We start from the raw sequence: 22,405 nt of genomic DNA on the forward strand, positions 1-22,405 counted from the left end.
TTAAGTGAGGAAATAGGGAAGCTCTTATCAATACTGCTATCGTACAGGAAGAAAAGCTTCTCTGCGAGAGTAGTCGCATTAAGCTAAAGGGCGTCTTTGGGTTATAGATAGGTAAGATTATTTTTCTAAGGAGGTAGAAGACGCACGGGGAGTGGGGCGTTGTAAGTATAAGTTAAGCGATACACTACGTAGTTGTATTGGCGAGTTGTCTGTGTGGGGCGAGGATTAAGAGTCGATGCATGACTTCTCTTCAAGTTTATGGGGAAGAACTAATCAGCGACTAATCTAAACACACTAAGGGAGTTTGCCTTAGGCATTGTCTCGCAATACAAAGACACGCTATTCTTAAGTAGGGGGGGCAAAGCCGCATTGATATATATATGAGGTACCTCAAAAATCTGCTAAAGATTTGATCTGCTTGCTTTGTTAAGTGTAGGCTATATTGCTGTTATAAAGGTGCTTTTATTTTCTTTATAGAACGAAATGTTTGGATTGTTCGTTTTTTGTTTGTAACTTTGTCCCGATTAAGCTATAGGTATAGCTGTGTAGAGACTATAATTGTAATAATAGAAATAAGAAAAAATGCCTACGATTCAACAATTAGTGAGAAAGGGACGTGAGCGCTTCGACGAGGCGGGTAAGTCTCCTGCCTTAGCAGCTTGTCCACAACGTCGTGGGGTTTGTGTGCGTGTGTATACTACCACACCAAAGAAACCAAACTCTGCCATGCGTAAAGTGGCTCGTGTGCGCTTAACTAACGGTAAGGAAGTGAATGCTTATATCCCAGGAGAAGGACACAACTTGCAAGAACACAGTATTGTGCTTGTGCGCGGTGGTCGTGTAAAAGATTTGCCAGGGGTTCGTTATCACATCGTGCGCGGTACATTGGATGCTGCTGGTGTGAATGGTCGCTTGCAACGTCGCTCTAAGTATGGAGCTAAGCGTCCTAAAGCTGCTAAGAAGTAATTAGTGATTAAAACGAGAGGAAGAGTTCTCTCACCAGAGATCGGTTGATCTCTAAAATTATTATTAAGAACCAGTTTCGGGTTCAGTTGGATCGGCTATCTTATTAAAGGTAGGTTGAGTAAATGCTCTGGTGTGAGCGTTGAAGACGTTTGGAACTTTTGGGGTTTTTGAACCGACAACCGATTCGGAACATTTGATTTTGAATAACAATGAGAAAAGCAAAACCAAAAAAGCGTCAGGTGTTACCTGATCCTGTATTTGGAGATCGTCAGGTGACGAAGTTCGTGAATCACTTGATGTATGATGGCAAGAAGAATCTTGCTTATAGCATCTTCTATGATGCTCTCGAGATTGTAAAGGGAAAGCTCTCTTCTGAAGAGAAGTCTGCTCTTGAAGTCTGGAAGGCTGCATTGGATAATATTACCCCTCAAGTAGAGGTTAAGTCGCGCCGTATTGGAGGTGCTACTTTTCAGGTGCCTACAGAGATTCGCCCAGAAAGAAAAGAGTCTATCTCTATGAAAAACCTAATTCTTTTCGCTCGTAAGCGTGGTGGAAAGACTATGGCAGATAAGTTAGCTGCGGAGATCGTAGATGCTTATAATAATCAGGGTGCTGCATTCAAACGTAAAGAAGATATGCACCGTATGGCCGAAGCAAACCGTGCATTTGCACATTTCCGTTTCTAATTTTAAGATATAAAGAGCTATATGGCAAACGATAAGAATTTAGGTTTGACTAGAAATATCGGTATCATGGCTCACATTGATGCCGGGAAGACAACTACGTCAGAACGTATTCTATTCTATACGGGGCTAACTCATAAAATTGGGGAGGTTCACGAAGGAGCTGCTACCATGGATTGGATGGAGCAGGAGCAAGAGCGAGGCATTACTATTACCAGTGCCGCTACAACTACTTATTGGAATTATGCTGGCAATAAGTATAAAATTAACTTGATTGACACTCCGGGACACGTTGACTTTACTGTAGAGGTAGAGCGTTCTCTTCGTATTTTGGATGGAGCTGTCGCTACTTTCTGTGCGGTAGGTGGTGTTCAACCTCAAAGTGAAACCGTTTGGCGTCAGGCAGATAAGTATTCTGTACCTCGTATTGCTTATGTAAATAAGATGGACCGCTCTGGGGCAAACTTCTTTGAGGTGTATGCTCAGATGCAACAAGTGTTAGGCGCAAAGCCTTGTCCTATCCAGATACCTATTGGTGCTGAAGAAACTTTCAAGGGAGCCGTTGACCTTGTTAAGATGAAGGCTATTGTTTGGAATGATGAAACAATGGGGGCGAACTATGAAGAGTTGCCTATTCCCGCAGAGCTCCAAGCAGAAGCTGAAGAATGGCGTGATAAGATGTTGGAAGTACTCGCAGAGTGCGACGATGTCTTGATGGAGAAGTATTTTGATGATCCATCAACCATCACAGAGGATGAAATCCGTGCTGCTATTCGTAAGGGAACACTTTCTATGACGATTAATCCTATGTTATGTGGTTCCTCTTTCAAGAACAAAGGTGTTCAAACCCTTTTGGATGCAGTGTGTGCATATCTTCCAAGCCCTGTGGATACACCTGTCGTTGAGGGTACAGACCCTAACGATGCAGATACAGTTATTACTCGTAAGACTTCTCCAGATGAGCCTTTGTGTGCATTGGCATTTAAGATTGCAACAGACCCTTATGTAGGACGTCTTTGCTTCTTTCGTGTATACTCTGGTTCTCTTAGCGCGGGTAGTTATATTTTGAACTCTCGTACTGGAAAGAAAGAGCGTATCTCTCGTCTTTTCCAAATGCACTCCAATAGCCAAAATCCTATGGAAGCAATCGGTTGTGGAGATATTGGTGCTGGGGTTGGTTTTAAGGATATTCGTACAGGAGATACTATTTGTGACGAAAATGCTCCCATTACCCTTGAGGCAATGGAGTTCCCTGTCCCTGTTATTGGTATAGCTGTAGAGCCTAAGACTCAGAAAGATCTTGACCGCTTGGGTGTAGGGTTGGCTAAGTTGGCAGAAGAGGATCCTACATTTCAAGTTGCAACCAATGAGGAGACAGGTCAGACAGTCATTAGTGGTATGGGTGAGTTGCATCTTGAAATTATTATCGACCGTCTCAAGAGAGAGTTTAAGGTTGAGTGTAATCAAGGTCGTCCTCAGGTATCTTACAAAGAGGCTATTACTAAGGCTGTTGAGGTTAGAGAAGTTTATAAGAAGCAGACTGGGGGACGTGGTAAGTTTGCAGATGTTATCGTTCGTGTAGAACCTGCAGATGAAGATTTCGAAGGCGACTTGCAGTTTATCGATGTTGTGAAGGGGGGTAACATTCCTAAGGAATTTATTCCATCTGTTCAGAAGGGATTCCAGCGTGCTATGAAGACTGGGGTTTTGGCTGGTTACAACGTTGATCGTCTCAAGGTTACTCTCCTTGATGGTTCTTTCCACCCTGTCGATTCAGATCAGCTTTCTTTCGAAATCGCTGCTATGCAGGCATTCAAGAATGCTTGTGCTCAAGCAAACCCTGTTTTGTTGGAGCCTGTGATGAAGTTGGAGGTAGTAACTCCAGAAGAAAGTATGGGAGACGTAATTGGAGACCTTAACAAACGACGTGGCCAAGTGGGCGGTATGGAAGCAAGCCGCACAGGTGCTCGTATTGTTAAAGCAGACGTGCCTCTTGCAGAGATGTTTGGTTATGTTACGGCTTTGCGTACCATTACGTCGGGTCGTGCTACAAGTACTATGACATTCTCTCATTTTGCTGAAGTGTCATCTTCTATTGCTAAGCAAGTGCTTACAGAAGTTAATGGCCGTGTTGATTTGATCAAGTGATAATATAAATAAAGATATGAGCCAAAAAATTAGAATCAAGCTCAAGTCCTACGATCACATGCTCTTAGATAAATCTGCAGAGAAGATCGTTAAGGCTGTAAAGGCTTCTGGTGCTATAGTTTGTGGTCCTATTCCACTACCTACACACAAGCGCATCTTTACAGTTAACCGTTCTACTTTTGTGAATAAGAAGTCTCGTGAACAGTTCGAACTTTCGTCTTATAAACGATTGATCGATATTTACAACGCTTCTAAGCAAACAGTGGATGCTCTTACTAAATTGGAACTTTCCAGTGGTGTAGAAGTAAATATCAAGGTCTGAGATATTAGGACATTAAAAAAAACAACAAAAGAAATGCCAGGATTATTAGGAAAAAAAATCGGAATGACTTCCGTTTTCGGTGCTGATGGAACTAACCTTCCATGCACTGTTATCGAAGTAGGCCCTTGTGTTGTTACTCAGGTGAAAACAAGTGAGAAAGATGGTTATGATGCTCTTCAATTAGGCTTCGTTGAAGCTAAAGAAAAGCATACTACACAACCTCTTATGGGACACTTTAAGAAAGCTGGAGTAGCACCAATGAGGCACTTGGCCGAGTTCAAAGGTTTTGAAGGGGAGTATAAGCCCGGAGATACGATCAAGGTAGACATTTTTGAAAATGTTGCTTACGTTGATGTAGTTGGTACCTCAAAGGGTAAAGGCTTCCAAGGGGTAGTAGGTCGCCATGGTTTTGGTGGTGTGGGTCAAACAACACACGGTCAGCATAACCGTTTGCGCGCCCCAGGTTCTATCGGTGCTTGTTCGTATCCTGCGAAGGTTTTTAAGGGTACTCGCATGGCTGGTCAAACAGGAAACGAGCGTGTTACTGTTCAGAATCTGGAAGTGATTAAAGTAATGCCAGAGCACAACTTGTTGCTCATCAAGGGAAGTATCCCTGGGCATAAGGGTTCAATTGTAGCAGTAGAGATTTAAGCGTATGGAATTGTCTGTTTATAACATAAAGGGAGAGGATACAGGCCGTAAGGTAGTCCTTGATGATGCCGTTTTTGGCATTCAGCCCAATGATCATGCAATCTATTTGGCGGTGAAGCTTTATCGTGCTAACCAACGCCAAGGTACGCATAAGTCAAAGGAACGTAGCGAATTGAGTGGTTCTACTCGCAAACTTATTCGTCAGAAAGGTAGCGGTGGGGCTCGTCGTGGTGATATTAAATCTCCTCTTCTTCATGGTGGAGCACGTGTTTTCGGACCTCGTCCAAGAAACTATAGCTTCAAACTCAACAAGAAGCTGATGCGTTTAGCTCGTCGTTCAGCTCTTTCTTACAAGGCTATGAATCAAGAGATCAAAGTTGTAGAAACTTTTGACTTTGTTACACCTAAGACGAAAGAATTTTTGGCTATCACATCTTCTTTGGGAGTAGCAAACAAGAAGACTCTTTTGGTAATGCCACAAGTGCCTTCAAATGTTTACCTCTCTGCTCGTAATTTGCCACAAGCTTCTACGATAAATGCTGATAAGCTCAATACTTATCAAGTACTTGATGCGCATCACCTAATCTTCACAGAAGATGCAGTGGCGTTTGTTAATGAATCGTTTAAATCTTAATCAATACAGCAGGTATATATGGGTATCATTATTAAGCCAATTATATCGGAGAAAATGACAGCAATCACGGAAAAGCGTCCAGAACGCTACGGTTTCCGTGTCTCTCCTAAGGCAAATAAGATTGAGATTAAGAATGCTGTTGAGAGTATGTATAATGTGAAGGTTGTGTCTGTAAACACTTCTAATGTAACCCCTAAATTGAAGGTGCGTTATACAAAGAAGGGTATTCTTCGCGGGCGTGCTTCTGCTTATAAGAAAGCAATTGTTACGCTTGAAAAGGGACAGACTATTAATTTCTTTGCTAATATTTAATTGTAAAAATGGGAATTAGAAAACTCAAGCCCACAACTCCTGGGCAGAGACATAAGATTATTGGTGCGTTTGACAAGATTACTGCAAGCACACCAGAGAAATCTCTTGTAGTCGGAAAACGTAAAACTGGTGGACGTAATAACACTGGTAAGATGACAATGCGTTATATCGGGGGTGGACATAAACAAAAATTCCGCTTCATCGATTTCAAGAGAACTAAGGATGGTGTTCCCGCAACTGTTAAGAGCATCGAGTATGATCCTAACCGTTCTTCTCGTATTGCCCTTCTTTATTATGCAGATGGAGCAAAGGCATATATTTTGGCTCCAGATGGATTGACGCCTGGTCAAACTGTTGTTTCGGGAGAAAATGTTGCCCCAGAGGTAGGTAATGCTCTTCCTTTGGCAAAAATCCCTGTTGGTACTGTTATTCATAACGTGGAGCTTCGTCCAGGTCAGGGTGCTAAGTTTGCTCGTTCTGCGGGTACCTTTGCGCAACTTGTGGCTCGTGAAGACAACTATGTTGTACTTCGTATGCCTTCTGGCGAAACACGTCGTATTTTGTCTGCTTGTAAGGCTACTGTTGGTAGCGTAGGTAATAGTGACCATGCTCTCGAACAGTCTGGAAAGGCTGGCCGTACACGTTGGTTAGGACGTCGCCCTCGTAACCGTGGTGTTGTTATGAACCCTGTAGATCACCCAATGGGTGGGGGAGAGGGACGTGCCTCTGGAGGACACCCACGTTCTCGTACTGGACTCTATGCTAAGGGTCTTAAGACGCGTGCTCCTAAGAAACACTCTTCGAAGTACATCATTGAGAGACGAAAGAAAAAATAACTAATTAATCGAAGATAAATATGAGTCGTTCCTTAAAAAAAGGTCCTTATATCTGTGTTAAGTTAGAGAAGAAGGTACTCGCAATGAATGAAAGTGGCAAGAAGTCTGTTATAAAGACTTGGTCACGCGCTTCGATGATTTCTCCTGATTTTGTAGGACACACAATCGCTGTACACAATGGAAATAAATTCGTTCCTGTGTATGTGACAGAAAATATGGTCGGTCATAAATTAGGCGAATTTGCTCTTACTCGTACATTCCGCGGACACTCCGGCAATCGTAAGTAAGAATGAACGTCGAGTTTGTTGACATAACAAAATGAATAGACAATGAGTAAAGTGAATAACAATACGATTAATCGCACTAAGGCCGACGGTACTATTTCTTGCTTTGCAAAGCTAAATGACGTACCCACATCGCCTCGTAAGATGCGTTTAGTTGTGGACAATATCCGTGGTATGGAGGTTAATCGCGCTTTGGGAGTTTTGAGATTCTCTTCTCGTAAGGTAGCTGCTCTCCGTATTGAAAAATTGCTTCGTTCTGCTATTGCGAACTGGGAGCAAACTAATGGACGTAAGACAGAAGAGGGAGAGCTTTATATATCTCGTGTTTTTGTAGATGCTGGGGCTACTCTTAAGCGTCTTCGTCCTGCACCACAGGGACGTGGTTACCGCATTCGCAAGCGTAGCAACCATGTAACTCTTTTTGTAGATACGCTTAATAACGAAAATAAGGACTGAGAGCATGGGACAAAAGATTAATCCAATAGCAAATCGCCTCGGATATATTCGTGGCTGGGATTCTAACTGGTATGGAGGTAAGAACTATGGACCTACTTTGTTAGAAGATAGTCAGATCCGCAAATACCTTTATGCTCGTCATGCCAAGGCTGGTATTTCGCGTATCGTTATAGAAAGAGCTCTTCGACTTGTAACCGTTACTATTTGCACTGCGAGACCTGGTCTGATTATCGGAAAGGGAGGGCAGGAAGTAGACAAGTTGAAAGAAGAACTTAAGAACCTTACTGGCAAGGATGTGCAGATTTATATTTACGAGATTCGTCGTCCTGAATTGGATGCTGTGCTCGTAGCTTCTAATATTGCACGTCAGTTGGAAGGTAATATTGCTTATCGTCGTGCTGTTAAGATGGCTATCTCTTCCGCTATGCGCTCTGGTGCAGAGGGGATTAAGGTACTCCTCTCAGGTCGTCTTAATGGAGCAGAAATGGCGCGTGCAGAGATGTTTAAAGAAGGTCGCACTCCTTTACACACACTCCGTGCAGACATAGACTATGCTCATGACGAGGCTCTCACTAAGGTGGGGATGATTGGTGTCAAGGTTTGGATCATGAAGGGTGAAGTGTATGAGAAGAGAGATCTTGCTCCTAACTTCTCTCAAGGCTCTCAAAATAATCAGCGCCGTGATTCTTTCCAAAGAGGCAATGATCGTCGTCGCCGTAATAACAACCGTAGTAAAACTAACCGCTAATCTTCAGGAGGATTAAAAGATTATGTTACAACCTAAAAAAGTCAAGTTTAGAAGACAGCAAAAAGGCCGTATGAAGGGCAATGCCCAACGCGGTAATCAGCTTGCCTTCGGTTCTTTTGGTATTAAAGCCCTCCAAAGTAAGTGGATTACAGGTTCTCAAATAGAGGCTGCTCGTATTGCCGTGACTCGCTATATGCAACGTCAAGGTCAGGTTTGGGTACGTATTTTCCCAGATAAACCTATTACAAAGAAGCCTGCAGAAGTACGTATGGGTAAGGGGAAAGGTAATCCCGAGGGATTCGTTGCACCTGTTACTCCAGGGCGTATGCTTTTTGAAATAGAGGGCGTTTCTTTTGAAATCGCAAAAGAAGCTCTTCGTTTAGCAGCTCAAAAGCTTCCTGTAACTACTAAGTTTGTTGTACGTCGTGATTACGACTCAGGCAGAGAAAATGCATAACAAATTAGAGAGACAAAAGATCCTATGAAAATGTCAGAACTCAAGGAGTTAACTACTTCTGAATTGAATGAGAGGCTCGAGACTCTTACCAAGAATTACGAGCAAGATAAGATCAACCATGCTGTCTCTTCTCTTGAGAGCCCTGCTAAGTTGCGCCAAATGCGTCGTACTATAGCACGTATCAAGACTGTATTGGTTATGCGTCAAAGTGAAAACCAATAATTTGAGACACAGAGATGAGAAATCATAGAAAAGAACGTATCGGTGTAGTTGCCAGTAACAAGATGGACAAGACTATAACTGTAGCAATCCATTGGAAAGAGAAGCACCCGATCTATGGTAAGTTCGTGAACAAAACGAAGAAATTCTATGCTCACGACGAAAAGAATGAATGCGGTATTGGAGACCGTGTACGTATTATGGAAACTCGTCCTTTGAGTCGCCATAAACGTTGGAGATTAATAGAAATTTTAGAAAGAGCTAAATAATGATACAACAAGAGTCAAGACTAAAAGTTGCTGATAATAGTGGCGCACGTGAAGTTCTTTGTATTCGCGTGTTGGGTGGCACTCGTCGCCGTTATGCCTCTGTAGGCGATGTTATCGTTGTATCAGTGAAGAGTGTGGTTCCAGCTAGTGATGTAAAGAAGGGCTCTGTTTCTAAGGCCTTGATTGTTCGCACGAAAAAAGAAATTCGTCGTAATGATGGTTCATATATTCGTTTTAGCGACAATGCTTGTGTTCTTCTTTCTGCTTCTGGGGATCTTCGTGGTACTCGTATCTTTGGGCCTGTAGCAAGAGAGCTGCGTGCCGTTAATATGAAAGTAGTTTCACTAGCACCTGAAGTGCTCTAATAAGAAGTGTGTACTATGAGCAAAATGCATATAAAAAAGGGCGATACTGTTATGGTAAATAGCGGCGAAAGCCGTGGCCGTACAGGTCGCGTCCTTAAAGTGATAGCCGATAAAGAGAGAGCTATCGTAGAAGGGCTTAATATTCGTAAGAAGCATACTAAGCCTTCTGCTCAACACCCACAAGGGGGAATCATTGAAGAGGAAGCGGGTATTCACATATCTAACCTCAATGTGGTAGACCCTAAGACGGGTAAAGGAACTCGTATCGGTCGTAAGAAAGACAGTAATAACAAGAGTATTCGCTACTCGAAAAAGTCTGGGGAGGAGATAAAGTGATGAGTGCATCTACAACGAATCTCAAAAAAGAATATAGGGAACGTATTGTTCCTGAATTGATGAAGCACTTCGGATATACGAGTGTTATGCAGGTACCTGAGCTCAAAAAGATTGTTATCAATCAGGGTTTAGGTATGGCGACGGGAGATAAAAAGATTATAGATATTGCTATTGATGAGGTTACGGCTATTACAGGTCAGAAGGCTGTGGCTACTTACTCAAAGAAGGATATCTCTAACTTCAAACTTCGTCGTAAGATGCCCATTGGGGTAATGGTTACTCTTCGCCGTGATCGTATGTACGAATTCTTGGAGCGTTTGGTGCGTATCGTATTGCCGCGTATTCGAGACTTCAAAGGAATCGAAAGCAAACTCGATGGTAGAGGTAATTATACTCTTGGAGTTGAGGAACAAATTATTTTCCCTGAAATAAATATTGATTCTATTACCAAAATATTGGGAATGAATATTACCTTTGTAACCTCTGCGAATACGGATGAAGAAGGCTATGAACTTCTCAAACAGTTTGGTCTTCCTTTTAAGAACTTAGCAAAGTAAAAGAAATATGGCAAAAGAATCAATGAAAGCCCGCGAGGCTAAACGCCAGAGAATGGTTGCAAGATATGCTGAAAAGCGTCGCCGTCTGAAAGAAGAGGGTAACTACGAAGCTTTGCAATCTTTGCCTCGTAACGCTTCTCCTGTTCGTTTGCACAATCGTTGCAGTATGACAGGACGTCCGAAGGGTTATATGCGCCAGTTCGGAATTTCTCGTATTCAGTTCAGAGAAATGGCTTCTAAGGGACTTATTCCTGGAGTAAAAAAAGCCAGCTGGTAATATTGAAAAGAGTTTTTAGTTTAAATATTGTCCGGAGCGTCCGGATCAATTTAATTAATTTTGATAATGACAGATCCAATTGCAGATTATCTGACGAGATTGCGTAATGCAATTCAAGCTGGTCATCGTGTTGTAGAGATCCCTTCTTCTCGCATTAAGCAGGAGATTACAAAGGTTCTTTTCGACAAGGGATACATTCTCAACTACAAGTTTGAGAATGTTGATGAGTGCCGTTCTATCATTAAGGTGGCCCTCAAGTATGACCTCGCTCAAAAAAACAATGCGATTAAAAACCTTAAGCGTGTGTCACGCCCAGGTCTTCGTCGCTATGTAGGTTATAGAGACCTCCCTCGTGTCCTCAATGGACTTGGAATTGCTATTCTTTCTACCTCTCGCGGTGTTATGACCGACAAGGAAGCAAGAGAGCTTAAGGTGGGTGGAGAAGTTTTATGTTACGTTTACTAATTTGAAGGAGGTATAAAGTATGTCTAGAATTGGTAAATTGCCCATCGCCCTTCCACAAGGGGTTACAGTAACAACAGACAATAACATTATCACTGTTAAGGGCCCTAAGGGGGAACTTTCTCAGGCTATTGATGCTCGTATTTCTGTTGTGGTAGAGAATAATGAAATAATTCTAAAGCGTTCTTCTGACGAACGTCAAGATAGAGCTATGCATGGTTTGTATCGCTCTCTTGTCAATAATATGGTAGTTGGCGTGTCGGAAGGTTTCAAGAAAACTTTAGAGTTAGTAGGAGTTGGATACCGTGCTTCTAACGAAGGACAAATCTTGGAGTTGTCTCTTGGATTTACCCACCCTATCTTTATAATGTTGCCTAAGGAAATCAAGGTAGAAACAAAAATGGAACGTAATAAAAACCCATTTATCTACTTGGAATCTTGCGATAAGCAACTTTTGGGACAGGTTTGTTCAAAAATACGCTCTTTCCGTATGCCTGAACCTTACAAGGGTAAGGGTATCAAGTTTGAAGGTGAGTATATCCGTCGTAAATCTGGTAAATCAGCTGGTAAGTAAGACTAATCATGACTAGAAAAGAAACAAGAAGACTTCGCATTAAAGCGAGTGTACGTGGTAAGGTTAGCGGTACTAAGCAACGTCCAAGACTAACGGTTTTCCGCAGCAACAAGCAGATATATGCTCAACTCATCGATGATGCAACAGGAACTACTTTGGCAAGTGCCTCTTCTCTAAAGTTAGAGCTTGTAGCACCTAAAAAAGAAGTTGCAGCTAAGGTGGGAGAAGAAATTGCTCGTCGTGCAATTGCTGCTGGTATTGAGCAAGTTGTTTTCGATCGTAATGGATATCTCTACCATGGTCGTATTAAAGAATTAGCCGATGCGGCTCGTAAGGGTGGACTTAAGTTTTAATAGTAATGGCAACAGCATTTAATAGAGTAAAGTCTACAAACGATTTAGAATTAACAGATCGTCTGGTAGCAATCAATCGTGTAACAAAGGTTACAAAGGGAGGTCGTACCTTCACCTTTGCAGCTATCGTTGTTGTAGGTAACCAAGATGGCGTGATTGGTTTAGGACTTGGAAAAGCAGGAGAAGTAACTACTGCAATTGCCAAGGGTGTTGAGGCAGCTAAGAAAAACTTAATCCGTATCCCTGTGCACAATGGTACTATACCTCATGAGCAAATGGCTTCATATGGAGGTGCAAAGGTCCTTCTCCGTCCTGCATCTTTGGGTACAGGAGTGGTAGCAGGGGGTGCTATGCGTGCCGTTTTGGAAAGTGTGGGGATTACAGACGTATTGGCAAAGAGCCAAGGATCTTCTAATGCTCACAATTTGGTTAAGGCTACTATTGCAGCGTTAGTTGAGCTTCGTGACCCTCTTATGGTAGCCCAAGCTCGTGGTGTTTCTGTAGAAAAGGTCTTCAAAGGCTAAAGAAAGAAAGTTAGACTATGGCTACAATAAAAATTAAACAAGTACGGAGTCGTATCCGTCGTCCTAAAAACCAAAAGTTGAATTTGGATGCTTTGGGACTTAAGAAAATGAATCAAGTTGTAGAATTGCAGGATACTCCTCAAATTAGAGGTATAGTATATAAGGTTCGTCACTTGGTAGAGATAGTAGAGTAATCAAGCGAATAAAATAAAAGCTATGAATTTATCGAGTTTGAAACCCGCTGCGGGCTCTACACATGCTCGTAAACGTATCGGACGAGGTCCAGGTTCTGGTCTTGGCGGTACTTCTACTCGTGGGCATAAGGGAGCAAAGTCTCGTTCGGGATATAAACATAAAATCGGTTTTGAAGGAGGGCAGATGCCTATACAGCGCCGTCTTCCTAAGTTCGGTTTTAAGAATATCAACCGTGTTGAATACCGACCCATTAATTTGGATGTTTTGCAATTAATTGCAGAACAGACAAAGGCTACAACTATTAATAAGGAACTTCTTATGGAGGCAGGTTATGCTTCAAAGAAAGATCTTATTAAGGTTTTGGCGTGTGGTGAATTAAAAACAGCTTTGGTTGTAGAGGCTAATGCCTTCTCTAAGAAGGCTGAAGAGCTAATTGTAGCGGCTGGAGGATCCATTGTAAAAATTTGATTCTTATGAGGTTGGTAGAGACGTTGAAGAATATATGGAAGATTGAGGACCTTCGCAAGAAGATCCTCATCACCGTCCTATACGTGGTTATTTACCGCTTGGGTTCGTTTATTGTGATTCCTGGTATTGATCCAGAAGCCTTAAGTGCTCTTCAGAAACAGACAGAAAGTGGCTTGCTCGCTTTGTTGGATATGTTCTCGGGAGGAGCTTTCTCTCATGCTTCGATTTTTGCATTGGGTATCATGCCCTATATATCGGCATCGATTGTTATGCAGTTAGCTGCTATAATAATTCCTTCTATGCAGAAGTTGCAACGTGAAGGTGAGAGTGGAAGAAGAAAAATTAACCAGTGGACTCGCTATCTAACGGTCTTAATCCTTTTACTTCAGGCTCCCACTTACCTCATGAATCTAAAGGCACAGCTTGCTTCTACTGGAGCTCAGTTGCCTATGGGCTTTTGGTTTCAAGTATATGCAACAATACTCTTAGCAGGAGGTAGTATGTTTGTCCTTTGGTTAGGGGAGCGCATTACAGACAAAGGAATTGGTAATGGTATTTCATTCATAATTTTGGTCGGTATTATAGCTCGTCTACCTCAGGCTTTGGCTGCGGAGTTTGGTTTCCGTTTGAATAGTGCTGCTGGAGGAATGGTTGCTTTCCTTGCAGAGATTGTGTTCCTCTTATTCGTTTCTGCTGGAGCAATTCTTTTGGTGCAGGGTACACGTAAGGTACCCGTACAGTATGCCAAGAGAGTTGTCGGTAATAAGCAGTTTGGGGGAGCACGTCAGTATATTCCATTAAAGGTGAATGCTGCCAACGTTATGCCTATCATCTTTGCACAGGCAATTATGTTTATTCCTATCACTCTTATGGGAATGACACACGTTGGAGAGAGCACTTCTTTCTTTGCAGCTTTGTCTGATAATACGAGTTTCTGGTATAACTTCCTTTTTGCTGTATTAATAATTCTCTTTACCTATTTCTATACAGCTATAACGATTAATCCTACCCAAATGGCGGATGATCTAAAGAGGAACAATGGTTTTATCCCTGGTATTAAACCAGGTAAGCAGACCAGAGATTATATTGATGGAATTATGGATCGCATAACTCTTCCTGGGGCTTTCTTCTTGGCTATAGTTGCTATTATGCCTGCTTTTGCAGAGTTGCTAGGAGTAAGCCAAGGTTTTGCTCAGTTCTTTGGTGGTACGTCTTTGCTCATTTTAGTCGGGGTAGTATTGGATACTCTTCAACAGATTGAAAGTCATCTCTTGATGAGACACTATGACGGTTTGTTGAAGAACGGACGTATCAAAGGAAGAACAGGATCAGTTTCTGCTTATTGAGTTGTTTAATAAGATAGATGATTAATCTTAAAACCACAGAAGAGATTCTTTTAATGAGGGAGGCCAACCAATTGGTTGGCCGTACCTTAGCGGAAGTAGCTCGTCATATAGCTCCAGGAGTTTCTACTCTTTACTTGGATAAGATAGCCCATGATTTTATTTGTGATCATGGAGCAACTCCTGCTTTTTTAGGTTATGGTGGATTTCCTGGAAGTATTTGTACTTCTATAAACGATAGAGTTGTTCATGGGATTCCCAGAGCTAGTGATATACTTAAAGAGGGAGATGTCGTTTCTGTTGATTGTGGTACAAAGTTGAATGGCTTTACTGGAGACTCCGCTTATACTTTTGCCGTGGGGGAAGTTGCTCCTGAAGTTGTAGCTCTTCTACGTACGACTAGGGAGGCTCTTTACAAGGGAATAGAACAAGCTTTCCCTGGTAACAGAGTTGGACATGTTAGTAGTGCTGTTCAGTATCATGCAGAAAAGGCTGGTTATGGGGTAGTTCGAGAACTTGTTGGTCATGGAATAGGTCGAGACATGCACGAATCTCCAGAAGTACCCAATTATGGAAGAAAGGGTACTGGAGCTTTGCTTCGTAATGGAATGTGCATTTGCATCGAACCCATGATAAACATGGGAAGTAAGAATGTTGTCTTTGACAATGATGGTTGGACAGTGCGTACTAAAGATGGTCAATATTCTGCCCATTTTGAGCATTGTATTGCTATCACTCAAGGAGAACCTCAAATTCTTTCCTCTTTTGATTATATTGCTGAGGTTTTAGGAGACAGAGATTTTTAACAAATAACCAAATGGCAAAACAGGCTGCAATAGAGCAAGATGGCATAATATTGGAGGCATTATCCAATGCCATGTTTAAAGTTGAGTTGCAAAATGGGCATGTTATAACAGCTCATATTTCGGGGAAGATGAGAATGCACTATATCCGCATTTTACCTGGAGATAAAGTAAAGGTAGAGATGTCTCCTTATGACTTAACTAAAGGACGTATTAGTTACCGGTACAAATAAGAGATTGATAAGATTAAGATATGAAAGTTAGAGCATCTTTAAAGAAACGCACTCCCGACTGTCAAATAGTTCGTCGTAAGGGGCGTTTGTATGTAATCAACAAGAAAAATCCCAAGTTTAAACAACGTCAAGGGTGATCTTAAAAACAAAGTATAATCAAATATAGAGTATGGCTATAAGAATTGTCGGCGTTGATTTGCCACAAAACAAGAGAGGTGAGATTGCCTTGACCTATATTTTTGGTATAGGCCGCAGTAGTGCCATCCGTATTTTGGATAAGGCTGGTATTGATAAGAATATCAAGGTAAAGGATTGGACAGATGATCAATCCGCCAAAATACGTGAGATAATCGGTGCTGAGTATAAGGTAGAAGGAGATCTCCGTAGTGAAGTACAACTAAACATCAAGCGTTTGATGGATATCGGTTGCTATAGAGGTATTCGTCATCGTGCAGGTTTGCCATTGCGAGGTCAAAGCACGAAAAATAATGCTCGTACTCGTAAGGGTAAGAAGAAGACGGTTGCGAATAAGAAGAAAGCTTCTAAGTAATAGTAATAAAGTAGAGAATTATGGCGAAGAAAACAACTGCCAAAAAGAGAGTGGTAAAAGTAGAGGCTACTGGTCAGGCTCATATCCATTCTTCTTTTAACAATATTATTGTCTCCATTACAAACAATGAGGGACAAGTAATAAGCTGGTCTTCAGCGGGGAAAATGGGCTTCCGAAGCTCTAAGAAGAATACTCCTTATGCTGCACAGATGGCAGCTCAAGATTGTGCTAAAGTAGCATATGATCTTGGTTTACGTAAAGTAAAGGCGTATGTAAAGGGACCTGGAAATGGTCGCGAATCTGCTATTCGTACAATACATGGAGCAGGGATTGAAGTAACTGAGATTATAGACGTTACTCCTATGCCTCATAACGGATGTCGCCCTCCAAAGAAGCGTAAGGTATAATACAGTGTAGCACAAAATTGTAGATGTGTGCTTGGATTAAAGATGATTTTTTAAGATTTTCTACTCTGGATGCTCTCTTCATTCTACAGTAATAAGTAAGGAGGAATGACCTATTCACTTTTCCCTCTCTTTACAATAGGACTGCGGCTGCCTCTCTATTTTATGGATGGAATGAAGAAATCTTATAAACGTCAAGCGCAAACAATACAAAAAGTTGATTAATAATTATGGCAAGATATACAGGTCCTAAGTCAAAAATAGCCCGCCGTTTTGGTGAGCCCATATTTGGTCCCGATAAGGTACTTAGCAAGAAGAACTATCCTCCTGGACAGCATGGAAATGGTCGTCGTCGCAAATCAAGCGAGTACGGTATCCAACTTGCAGAAAAACAGAAGATGAAATATACTTATGGCGTTCTTGAACGTCAATTCCGCAACCTTTTCAAGGCAGCTCAGCGTTCTAAGGGTGTTACGGGTGAAGTGTTGCTTCAGCTTTTAGAGTGTCGTTTGGATAACATAGTGTTCCGTTTGGGTATTGCTCCTACACGTGCGGCTGCTCGTCAGTTAGTTTCACATCGTCACATTGTCGTTGATGGACGTGTTGTGAATATCCCATCTTATTCTGTAAAACCTGGACAGATTGTAGGAGTGAGAGAGCGAGATAAGTCGATGGAAGTGATTGTTGATTCTCTTACAGGTTTTAATCATGGTAAATATTCATGGTTAGAGTGGGAGAATAGTAGCATGAGTGGTAAATTCCTTAATGTGCCTTTGAGAGAAGATCTTCCAGAAACATTCAAGGAACAACTTATCGTCGAATTGTACTCTAAATAATAGGAACATCATGGCAATATTAGCATTTCAGAAACCCGAAAATGTAGTAAGATTGGACGTTGGTTTGGATGAGCAATCGGAAAAGCAGGCGTATGAGCTTATCGGTCGTTTCGAATTCAAGCCTCTCGAACCAGGGTATGGTATAACCATTGGCAACGCACTTCGTCGTATATTGCTCTCCTCGTTAGAGGGTTTTGCGATCACTTCTATTCGCATAGATTCTGTTGATCACGAATTTGCTACTATTCCTGGAGTTACGGAAGATGTTACCAATATTATACTCAATCTGAAAAAGATTCGTTTCAAACAGGTTGTAGATCATGCTGATGAGGAAATAGTTTCTATTCAGTTCCCCGAAGACAAGAATGTTATTGTCGCAGGAGATCTTAACGATAAGTTGACGAATTTTGAGGTTACTAATGTAGATCAACATATTTGCAGTTTTGACCCCTCTGTTACTAAGGGAGTGCAAATGGAGTTACGTATAAATAAAGGGCGTGGATACGTTCCTGCTGATGAAAATCGTCGTCAAGACGATGAGATAAGCGTTATTGCGATAGACTCTATTTATACACCTATCCGTAAAGTTCGATATAGCGTAGACAACTATCGTGTCGAACAGAAAACAGATTATGAAAAGCTTACGCTAGATGTTGTTACGGACGGAACAGTTGATCCAGAGGTTGCTCTTCGAGAAGCAGCGAAAATCCTCATAGAACACTTTTCTCTCTTCGCGGATACTGCGATGCAGGTGGAGGTTGCTACAGATTCAGAGGATGTTGTTATGGATGAAGAGACAATTCGTATTCGTCAAATGCTCGAGAGAGAGATTGATTCTTTCAATCTTTCTGTTCGCGCTCGCAATTGTTTGAAATCCAATAATGTGTTTACATTAGCAGATTTGCTAAAGCACAGTAAGTCTGAGCTAATCAAGTTCCGTAATTTTGGGAAGAAGACTTTAGATGAGCTTTCTGATTTTTTACAGGATATAGGTCTTGATTTTGATACAGATTTGAGTAAGTATAATTTAGATTTGGATTAAAAGAGTAAGTACCCAATGAGACATAATAAAAAATTCAATCATTTAGGCCGCACGAAAGCTCATAGAGAAGCTATGCTTTCGAATATGGCTACCTCGCTTATTCTACATAAGCGTATTTCTACTACATTGGCAAAAGCAAAAGCACTTCGTGTTTATGTAGAGCCTATTATCACTCGTTCTAAAGAAGATACCTCCCACTCTCGTCGTATGGTTTTTGCGGAGCTTCAAAATAAAGAGGCTGTAAAGGAATTGTTCGGAGAGATCTCTACAAAAGTGGTGAATCGTCCTGGTGGATATACTCGCATCCTTCGTACAGGGTATCGTTTAGGCGATAATGCGGAGATGTGTATGATCGAGTTAGTTGATTACAATGAGAATATGCTCGGATCTGACAAGAAAGCTACAGCTACTCGTCGGACTCGTCGCTCTCGTAAATCTACGAATGCTGTAAACGCTGAAGAAACTGAGACTAAAGCTTAAAGTTTTTAGTTACTAAGAAAGAGGAAGTCTCCTTGAAACCTTGTTCAAGGAGACTTTTTTATTTATAGCCTCTAAGCTGGATTAAAAAGTGTTTTTCTGGAGAACTCCTGCTAAAATAGGCTTGGTATAATATTGGGGTTCAAAAAAAAAATTCTACCTTTGCCCTGTAATGATAGGATAGAACACTTGGATACAAGAAATCATATAAATAATTGAAATATAGTATGCAACTAAAAAGATTTTTGTTTGCGACGATATGGCTCGTCGCAGGCTTTTTTTCTGTAGCTGCTTTTGGACAGCAGTTGGAGCCTCTACCAGTGGATCCTGCCGTAAGAATGGGTACACTCCCTAACGGGCTTACGTACATTGTACGTCACAATGCCAATCCTAAGAACAGAGCGAATTATTACATCGCTCAAAAGGTAGGTTCTATCTTGGAAGAAGATTCACAACGTGGATTGGCTCACTTCCTTGAGCATATGGCTTTCAATGGAACGAAAAACTTCCCCGACAAGAAATTGATAGGCTTCTTGGAAAGCATTGGTTGTCGTTTTGGAGCTGACTTGAATGCTTATACAGCATTTGATGAAACTGTTTATACGATAATGGATGCTCCTACGGATAGGGGAAAAGGCATTATCGATAGCTGTCTTCTTATCATGCACGACTGGAGTAATAGTATTTCTTTGGTAGATAAGGAGATTGATGAGGAGCGCGGAGTTATCCACGAAGAGTGGCGCTCTCGTGATAATGCAGGTATGCGTACTTTTACAGCACTCCTTCCAAGAATTTTGCCTAACAATAAGTATGCTGTACGTATGCCTATTGGTACCATGGAGGTTGTTGACAACTTCAAGTACAAAGAAATACATGATTTTTACCATAAGTGGTATCGTCCAGATCTTCAAGGTATCATCGTAGTTGGAGATATTGATCCTGATTACGTGGTTGCTAAATTGAAGGAGATATTTTCAGATATTCCTGCTCCTAAAAATCCAGCAGAGCGTTACTATGTCCAAGTAGAAGACAATGCTACTCCTATTGTGGCAATTGCAAAAGATAAGGAGTCTACCTCTACTTCTCTCAAGGTGGTGTATAAGCATGACGTATTACCAGTAGAGATGCGCTCGACAATTGTTGGTATGATGTACAACTTCATTGATCAAGTTGTGGCACAAGTAATCAATGAGCGTTTCGAAGAGTTGTCTAGAAAGCCAACTGCTCCTTTTATGCATGCAGGTGCTGCGAATGCAGACTATATGGGAATCACAAAAACCAAAAAAGCTCTTCACTTCATTGCTGTACCTAAGGAAGGGGAGTTAACTCCTACTGTAAATGTATTGGCTACAGAAATTCGTCGTCTTAAGGAGCATGGGGTTACTCAAAGTGAGTTCGACCGTGCACGTACCAACATCTTGAAGGCTTACGAAACTATGTTCAATGAGCGTAATAACGCAAAGAACGCTTCTTTCTGTGAAGAGTATAAGGAGTACTTCTTGAATGGTGGTTATATCCCAGGCATTGAGATGGAGAATGAGATGATAAAGGCATTAGCTCAGCAAATGAATCCATCCGTTGTTAATGAGTTTTTGAAAGAGGTTATCACAGATGGGAAGAATTTGGTTATTACTGTAGAAGGACCTGACAAAAAAGATTTGAAATATCCTACCGAAGCAGAGTTGCAAAAGCTTTATGAAACATCTTTTGCTCAATCTGTAGAGGCTAAGAAGGAAGAGGTTTCAGACACCAAACTTATTGAGAAGGAAATTAAATCTGGTAAGATTGTTGCTGAGAAAAAGAATCAAAAGTTCGGATCTACTGAGTGGACTCTTTCAAATGGTGTGAAGGTGTACTTGAAGAAGACTGATTTCAAGGATGATGAAATCCGCATGACAGCTGCTACACACGGAGGAACTCGTCTTTATAAGTCTGCTTCTGATATCCAAAACGCTAAGATCGTGAATAGTGCAATTGGACTTGGGGGATTAGGTAAGTTCGACGCTGTTGCCTTGGGGCGTGCTTTGACAGGGCGTAGAGCCAATGTCTCGGCTTCTGTAGGAGCCTATACAACTGGCGTTTCGGGTTCTTCTTCTGTAGAAGACTTTGAAACAATGCTCCAATTGGTTCACCTCTATTTTACTTCTATCCGTAAAGATGACGAAGCTTTCCAAACCTTCAAAAATAATACAATAGAACAACTCAAGATGAAAGAGCGTAATCCGCTATCATCTCTTGGAGATTCTATCATGGTATTGCTCTATGATAACAATCCTCTTTACAAGAATCTTACTATTGAGGACATGAATAAAGTTAGCTACGACAGAGCTTTGGCTATGGCGCGTGAGCGTTTTGCAAGTGCCGATGGTTTTCAGTTCTTCTTTGTAGGGAACTTTGATGAAGCAACAGTCAGACCTCTAATCGAGAAATATATTGGAGGATTGCCTAAGGGTAAGGCGGTTAAGAAAATGGATCGCTCTAAAGAACCTGCTTCTCGCAATGGAGCGAAGACTATGATGGTGAAAAAGGAGATGGAGACTCCAACGGGAGTTGTTGTCGACTTTATGAAGGCTTCTGCTAAGTACAACTTAAAAGAGGAATTGACTTCTCAAATTCTTAACGGTGTATTGGAGCAAACATTGGTGGCATCTATCCGTGAACGTGAAGGAGGAACATACTCTCCTGCTACGGGTACAGAACTTTCTGAGTATCCTAAGCCACAAGTTTCTACTTATGTACAGTTCTTCTGTGATCCCGAAAGAGCAGAACAGCTCAACAAGATTGTTTATGAAGAGTTGAACGCAATCGTGAAGAAAGGTGTGAATAAAGAGTATTTTGATAAGACTATTCTTAATATTCAAAAGCGCCACGGTGAGGTTGTGCGTGAAAATGGTTATTGGTTGGGCAATATGAAGAGTTTCTTCTTCGATGGCGAAAATTGGGTAGATGGTTATGAAGCTACTCTCTCTTCTATCACAACTAAGGATGTTCAAAATATGTTGAGCCGTATCATGGGTAGTGGTAACCGTTTAGAGCTCTATTTCCGCTCAGCAGAAACTACGAAGAAATAAGGAATATCGACCTTTTTGTAGAAAAAGAGTTTAGACAATACTTGAAAAAGATTCCCGAGGGAGGTTATCTCCTTCGGGAATCTTCTTTTTTGACTTATAGGTCAAAAGTGTTGTTGCGATATCTGATACTGTCCTACAAAAGTGTGTAAGCCCCGTAGCTCTTAACTTTGTGGTAAAAAGTAAAAACAAATTAAGAATAATGGAGCTTACAGCATCACAAAAGTCGGTAATGTCCGAAAAAGTGTGTAAGAGTAGTTGTTCCTTTTTTACCACAGGGGCATGCCCCTGTGGTAAAAACTTTGTGGTTTTCTTGTTATTATCCATTTATTTAATCCTCCACTCTTGGAAGTAGGGCAACCTCCTAGCATAAGTCCTTTCAGTCATCTCTCGGGCAACAGATCCTAAGAGGAATAGGACGGCATCAGCCGAGGGTAAAGCCCCGCGCATACGTAACGTACGCTTATAGCTACGATTAAGACGCTCCACCCAGTTCGTCGAGTAAATCATACGACGAACCTCCTCAGGAAATCTCAGATAGGTAAAGTAGCCT

At 41.5% G+C, this 22,405-nt stretch carries 35 protein-coding genes and 1 pseudogene; 34 read left to right on the top strand and 2 right to left on the bottom strand.

Annotated features, from left to right (window positions below; translation table 11 throughout):
- Positions 1–582 precede the first annotated feature (582 nt).
- The 34 genes and pseudogenes from rpsL (at position 583) to B5D06_RS08275 (ending at position 21,855) form a co-directional block, all read left to right on the top strand.
- Positions 583–966: a 30S ribosomal protein S12 gene (rpsL, locus tag B5D06_RS08110; protein WP_025843198.1), complete on the top strand. Its 384-nt coding sequence runs from the start codon at positions 583–585 to the stop codon at positions 964–966.
- A 209-nt stretch (positions 967–1,175) separates the two neighbouring features.
- Positions 1,176–1,652, top strand: coding sequence for a 30S ribosomal protein S7 (gene rpsG, locus B5D06_RS08115; RefSeq protein WP_078737498.1), 477 nt, complete (start codon positions 1,176–1,178; stop codon positions 1,650–1,652).
- 21 nt (positions 1,653–1,673) lie between these two features.
- Positions 1,674–3,797, top strand: coding sequence for an elongation factor G (fusA, locus tag B5D06_RS08120; RefSeq protein WP_078737499.1), 2,124 nt, complete (start codon positions 1,674–1,676; stop codon positions 3,795–3,797).
- Between the two features lie 16 nt (positions 3,798–3,813).
- Positions 3,814–4,119 (top strand): 30S ribosomal protein S10, encoded by a 306-nt coding sequence (gene rpsJ / locus B5D06_RS08125; RefSeq protein WP_078737500.1) that lies wholly within the window; start codon positions 3,814–3,816, stop codon positions 4,117–4,119.
- A 33-nt stretch (positions 4,120–4,152) separates the two neighbouring features.
- The gene (gene rplC / locus B5D06_RS08130; protein ID WP_078737501.1) at positions 4,153–4,770 is read left to right on the top strand and encodes a 50S ribosomal protein L3; all 618 of its coding nucleotides are present in this window, start codon (positions 4,153–4,155) and stop codon (positions 4,768–4,770) included.
- Between the two features lie 4 nt (positions 4,771–4,774).
- A complete protein-coding gene (gene rplD, locus B5D06_RS08135) occupies positions 4,775–5,404 on the top strand; it encodes a 50S ribosomal protein L4 (RefSeq protein ID WP_078737502.1) in 630 nt (209 codons plus the stop codon).
- A gap of 18 nt (positions 5,405–5,422) precedes the next feature.
- Positions 5,423–5,716, top strand: coding sequence for a 50S ribosomal protein L23 (gene rplW / locus B5D06_RS08140; protein ID WP_078737503.1), 294 nt, complete (start codon positions 5,423–5,425; stop codon positions 5,714–5,716).
- An 8-nt stretch (positions 5,717–5,724) separates the two neighbouring features.
- Positions 5,725–6,552, top strand: a complete 828-nt coding sequence (gene rplB / locus B5D06_RS08145) for a 50S ribosomal protein L2 (RefSeq protein WP_078737504.1) — start codon at positions 5,725–5,727, stop codon at positions 6,550–6,552.
- A gap of 20 nt (positions 6,553–6,572) precedes the next feature.
- A complete protein-coding gene (rpsS, locus tag B5D06_RS08150; RefSeq protein WP_036884877.1) occupies positions 6,573–6,839 on the top strand; it encodes a 30S ribosomal protein S19 in 267 nt (88 codons plus the stop codon).
- Positions 6,840–6,881: 42 nt separating this feature from the next.
- Complete coding sequence (gene rplV / locus B5D06_RS08155; protein WP_078737505.1) at positions 6,882–7,292, top strand: 50S ribosomal protein L22; 411 nt, start codon at positions 6,882–6,884, stop codon at positions 7,290–7,292.
- Positions 7,293–7,296: 4 nt separating this feature from the next.
- Positions 7,297–7,951: pseudogene (gene rpsC / locus B5D06_RS08160) on the top strand (30S ribosomal protein S3); the annotation flags it as partial.
- 111 nt (positions 7,952–8,062) lie between these two features.
- The gene (gene rplP / locus B5D06_RS08165) at positions 8,063–8,497 is read left to right on the top strand and encodes a 50S ribosomal protein L16 (RefSeq protein ID WP_078737507.1); all 435 of its coding nucleotides are present in this window, start codon (positions 8,063–8,065) and stop codon (positions 8,495–8,497) included.
- Between the two features lie 24 nt (positions 8,498–8,521).
- Positions 8,522–8,719: a 50S ribosomal protein L29 gene (gene rpmC / locus B5D06_RS08170; protein ID WP_025843207.1), complete on the top strand. Its 198-nt coding sequence runs from the start codon at positions 8,522–8,524 to the stop codon at positions 8,717–8,719.
- A 14-nt stretch (positions 8,720–8,733) separates the two neighbouring features.
- Positions 8,734–8,985 carry a 30S ribosomal protein S17 gene (gene rpsQ / locus B5D06_RS08175; protein WP_025843208.1) on the top strand — a complete coding sequence of 84 codons (252 nt, stop codon included), beginning with the start codon at positions 8,734–8,736 and terminating at the stop codon, positions 8,983–8,985.
- A complete protein-coding gene (gene rplN / locus B5D06_RS08180) occupies positions 8,985–9,350 on the top strand; it encodes a 50S ribosomal protein L14 (protein ID WP_025843209.1) in 366 nt (121 codons plus the stop codon). The genes rpsQ and rplN overlap by 1 nt, the downstream gene beginning before the upstream one ends.
- A 15-nt stretch (positions 9,351–9,365) precedes the next feature.
- Entirely contained in the window at positions 9,366–9,686 is a 321-nt protein-coding gene (rplX, locus tag B5D06_RS08185) for a 50S ribosomal protein L24 (protein WP_078737508.1), read from the top strand.
- On the top strand, positions 9,686–10,243 hold the full coding sequence (rplE, locus tag B5D06_RS08190; RefSeq protein ID WP_078737509.1) for a 50S ribosomal protein L5: 558 nt from the start codon (positions 9,686–9,688) through the stop codon (positions 10,241–10,243). Before rplX ends, rplE begins: the two co-directional genes overlap by 1 nt.
- A gap of 7 nt (positions 10,244–10,250) precedes the next feature.
- Positions 10,251–10,520, top strand: a complete 270-nt coding sequence (gene rpsN, locus B5D06_RS08195; protein ID WP_025843212.1) for a 30S ribosomal protein S14 — start codon at positions 10,251–10,253, stop codon at positions 10,518–10,520.
- A gap of 66 nt (positions 10,521–10,586) precedes the next feature.
- The gene (rpsH, locus tag B5D06_RS08200; protein ID WP_078737510.1) at positions 10,587–10,985 is read left to right on the top strand and encodes a 30S ribosomal protein S8; all 399 of its coding nucleotides are present in this window, start codon (positions 10,587–10,589) and stop codon (positions 10,983–10,985) included.
- Positions 10,986–11,004: 19 nt separating this feature from the next.
- Complete coding sequence (gene rplF, locus B5D06_RS08205) at positions 11,005–11,556, top strand: 50S ribosomal protein L6 (protein ID WP_078737511.1); 552 nt, start codon at positions 11,005–11,007, stop codon at positions 11,554–11,556.
- Positions 11,557–11,564: 8 nt separating this feature from the next.
- Complete coding sequence (rplR, locus tag B5D06_RS08210) at positions 11,565–11,909, top strand: 50S ribosomal protein L18 (protein WP_078737512.1); 345 nt, start codon at positions 11,565–11,567, stop codon at positions 11,907–11,909.
- 5 nt (positions 11,910–11,914) lie between these two features.
- The gene (rpsE, locus tag B5D06_RS08215) at positions 11,915–12,433 is read left to right on the top strand and encodes a 30S ribosomal protein S5 (protein ID WP_078737513.1); all 519 of its coding nucleotides are present in this window, start codon (positions 11,915–11,917) and stop codon (positions 12,431–12,433) included.
- 17 nt (positions 12,434–12,450) lie between these two features.
- The gene (gene rpmD / locus B5D06_RS08220; RefSeq protein WP_078737514.1) at positions 12,451–12,627 is read left to right on the top strand and encodes a 50S ribosomal protein L30; all 177 of its coding nucleotides are present in this window, start codon (positions 12,451–12,453) and stop codon (positions 12,625–12,627) included.
- Positions 12,628–12,649: 22 nt separating this feature from the next.
- The gene (rplO, locus tag B5D06_RS08225; protein WP_078737515.1) at positions 12,650–13,096 is read left to right on the top strand and encodes a 50S ribosomal protein L15; all 447 of its coding nucleotides are present in this window, start codon (positions 12,650–12,652) and stop codon (positions 13,094–13,096) included.
- A gap of 5 nt (positions 13,097–13,101) precedes the next feature.
- Positions 13,102–14,442, top strand: coding sequence for a preprotein translocase subunit SecY (secY, locus tag B5D06_RS08230; protein ID WP_078737516.1), 1,341 nt, complete (start codon positions 13,102–13,104; stop codon positions 14,440–14,442).
- A 17-nt stretch (positions 14,443–14,459) separates the two neighbouring features.
- A complete protein-coding gene (gene map / locus B5D06_RS08235; protein ID WP_078737517.1) occupies positions 14,460–15,245 on the top strand; it encodes a type I methionyl aminopeptidase in 786 nt (261 codons plus the stop codon).
- An 11-nt stretch (positions 15,246–15,256) separates the two neighbouring features.
- Positions 15,257–15,475: a translation initiation factor IF-1 gene (gene infA / locus B5D06_RS08240; RefSeq protein ID WP_078737518.1), complete on the top strand. Its 219-nt coding sequence runs from the start codon at positions 15,257–15,259 to the stop codon at positions 15,473–15,475.
- 20 nt (positions 15,476–15,495) lie between these two features.
- Positions 15,496–15,612, top strand: coding sequence for a type B 50S ribosomal protein L36 (gene ykgO / locus B5D06_RS08245; RefSeq protein ID WP_004333565.1), 117 nt, complete (start codon positions 15,496–15,498; stop codon positions 15,610–15,612).
- A gap of 32 nt (positions 15,613–15,644) precedes the next feature.
- Positions 15,645–16,025 carry a 30S ribosomal protein S13 gene (rpsM, locus tag B5D06_RS08250; protein WP_036884867.1) on the top strand — a complete coding sequence of 127 codons (381 nt, stop codon included), beginning with the start codon at positions 15,645–15,647 and terminating at the stop codon, positions 16,023–16,025.
- A gap of 20 nt (positions 16,026–16,045) precedes the next feature.
- A complete protein-coding gene (gene rpsK / locus B5D06_RS08255; protein WP_078737519.1) occupies positions 16,046–16,432 on the top strand; it encodes a 30S ribosomal protein S11 in 387 nt (128 codons plus the stop codon).
- A gap of 227 nt (positions 16,433–16,659) precedes the next feature.
- The gene (gene rpsD / locus B5D06_RS08260; RefSeq protein WP_078737520.1) at positions 16,660–17,265 is read left to right on the top strand and encodes a 30S ribosomal protein S4; all 606 of its coding nucleotides are present in this window, start codon (positions 16,660–16,662) and stop codon (positions 17,263–17,265) included.
- A 10-nt stretch (positions 17,266–17,275) separates the two neighbouring features.
- On the top strand, positions 17,276–18,307 hold the full coding sequence (locus tag B5D06_RS08265; protein ID WP_078737521.1) for a DNA-directed RNA polymerase subunit alpha: 1,032 nt from the start codon (positions 17,276–17,278) through the stop codon (positions 18,305–18,307).
- Between the two features lie 15 nt (positions 18,308–18,322).
- Positions 18,323–18,787 (top strand): 50S ribosomal protein L17, encoded by a 465-nt coding sequence (rplQ, locus tag B5D06_RS08270; RefSeq protein ID WP_078737522.1) that lies wholly within the window; start codon positions 18,323–18,325, stop codon positions 18,785–18,787.
- Positions 18,788–19,011: 224 nt separating this feature from the next.
- Positions 19,012–21,855, top strand: coding sequence for a M16 family metallopeptidase (locus B5D06_RS08275; protein ID WP_078737523.1), 2,844 nt, complete (start codon positions 19,012–19,014; stop codon positions 21,853–21,855).
- Positions 21,856–21,885: 30 nt separating this feature from the next.
- Here the strand turns inward: B5D06_RS08275 and B5D06_RS08280 are convergent, their stop codons facing one another.
- Both B5D06_RS08280 and B5D06_RS08285 read right to left on the bottom strand, forming a co-directional pair.
- A complete protein-coding gene (locus B5D06_RS08280; protein ID WP_078737524.1) occupies positions 21,886–22,179 on the bottom strand; it encodes a hypothetical protein in 294 nt (97 codons plus the stop codon).
- Positions 22,180–22,405: transposase (locus B5D06_RS08285; RefSeq protein WP_200804990.1), on the bottom strand; the 226-nt coding region annotated here is incomplete at its 5' end.

Origin of the sequence: Porphyromonas circumdentaria, assembly GCF_900167105.1 — a bacterium.
Lineage (GTDB): Bacteria > Bacteroidota > Bacteroidia > Bacteroidales > Porphyromonadaceae > Porphyromonas > Porphyromonas circumdentaria.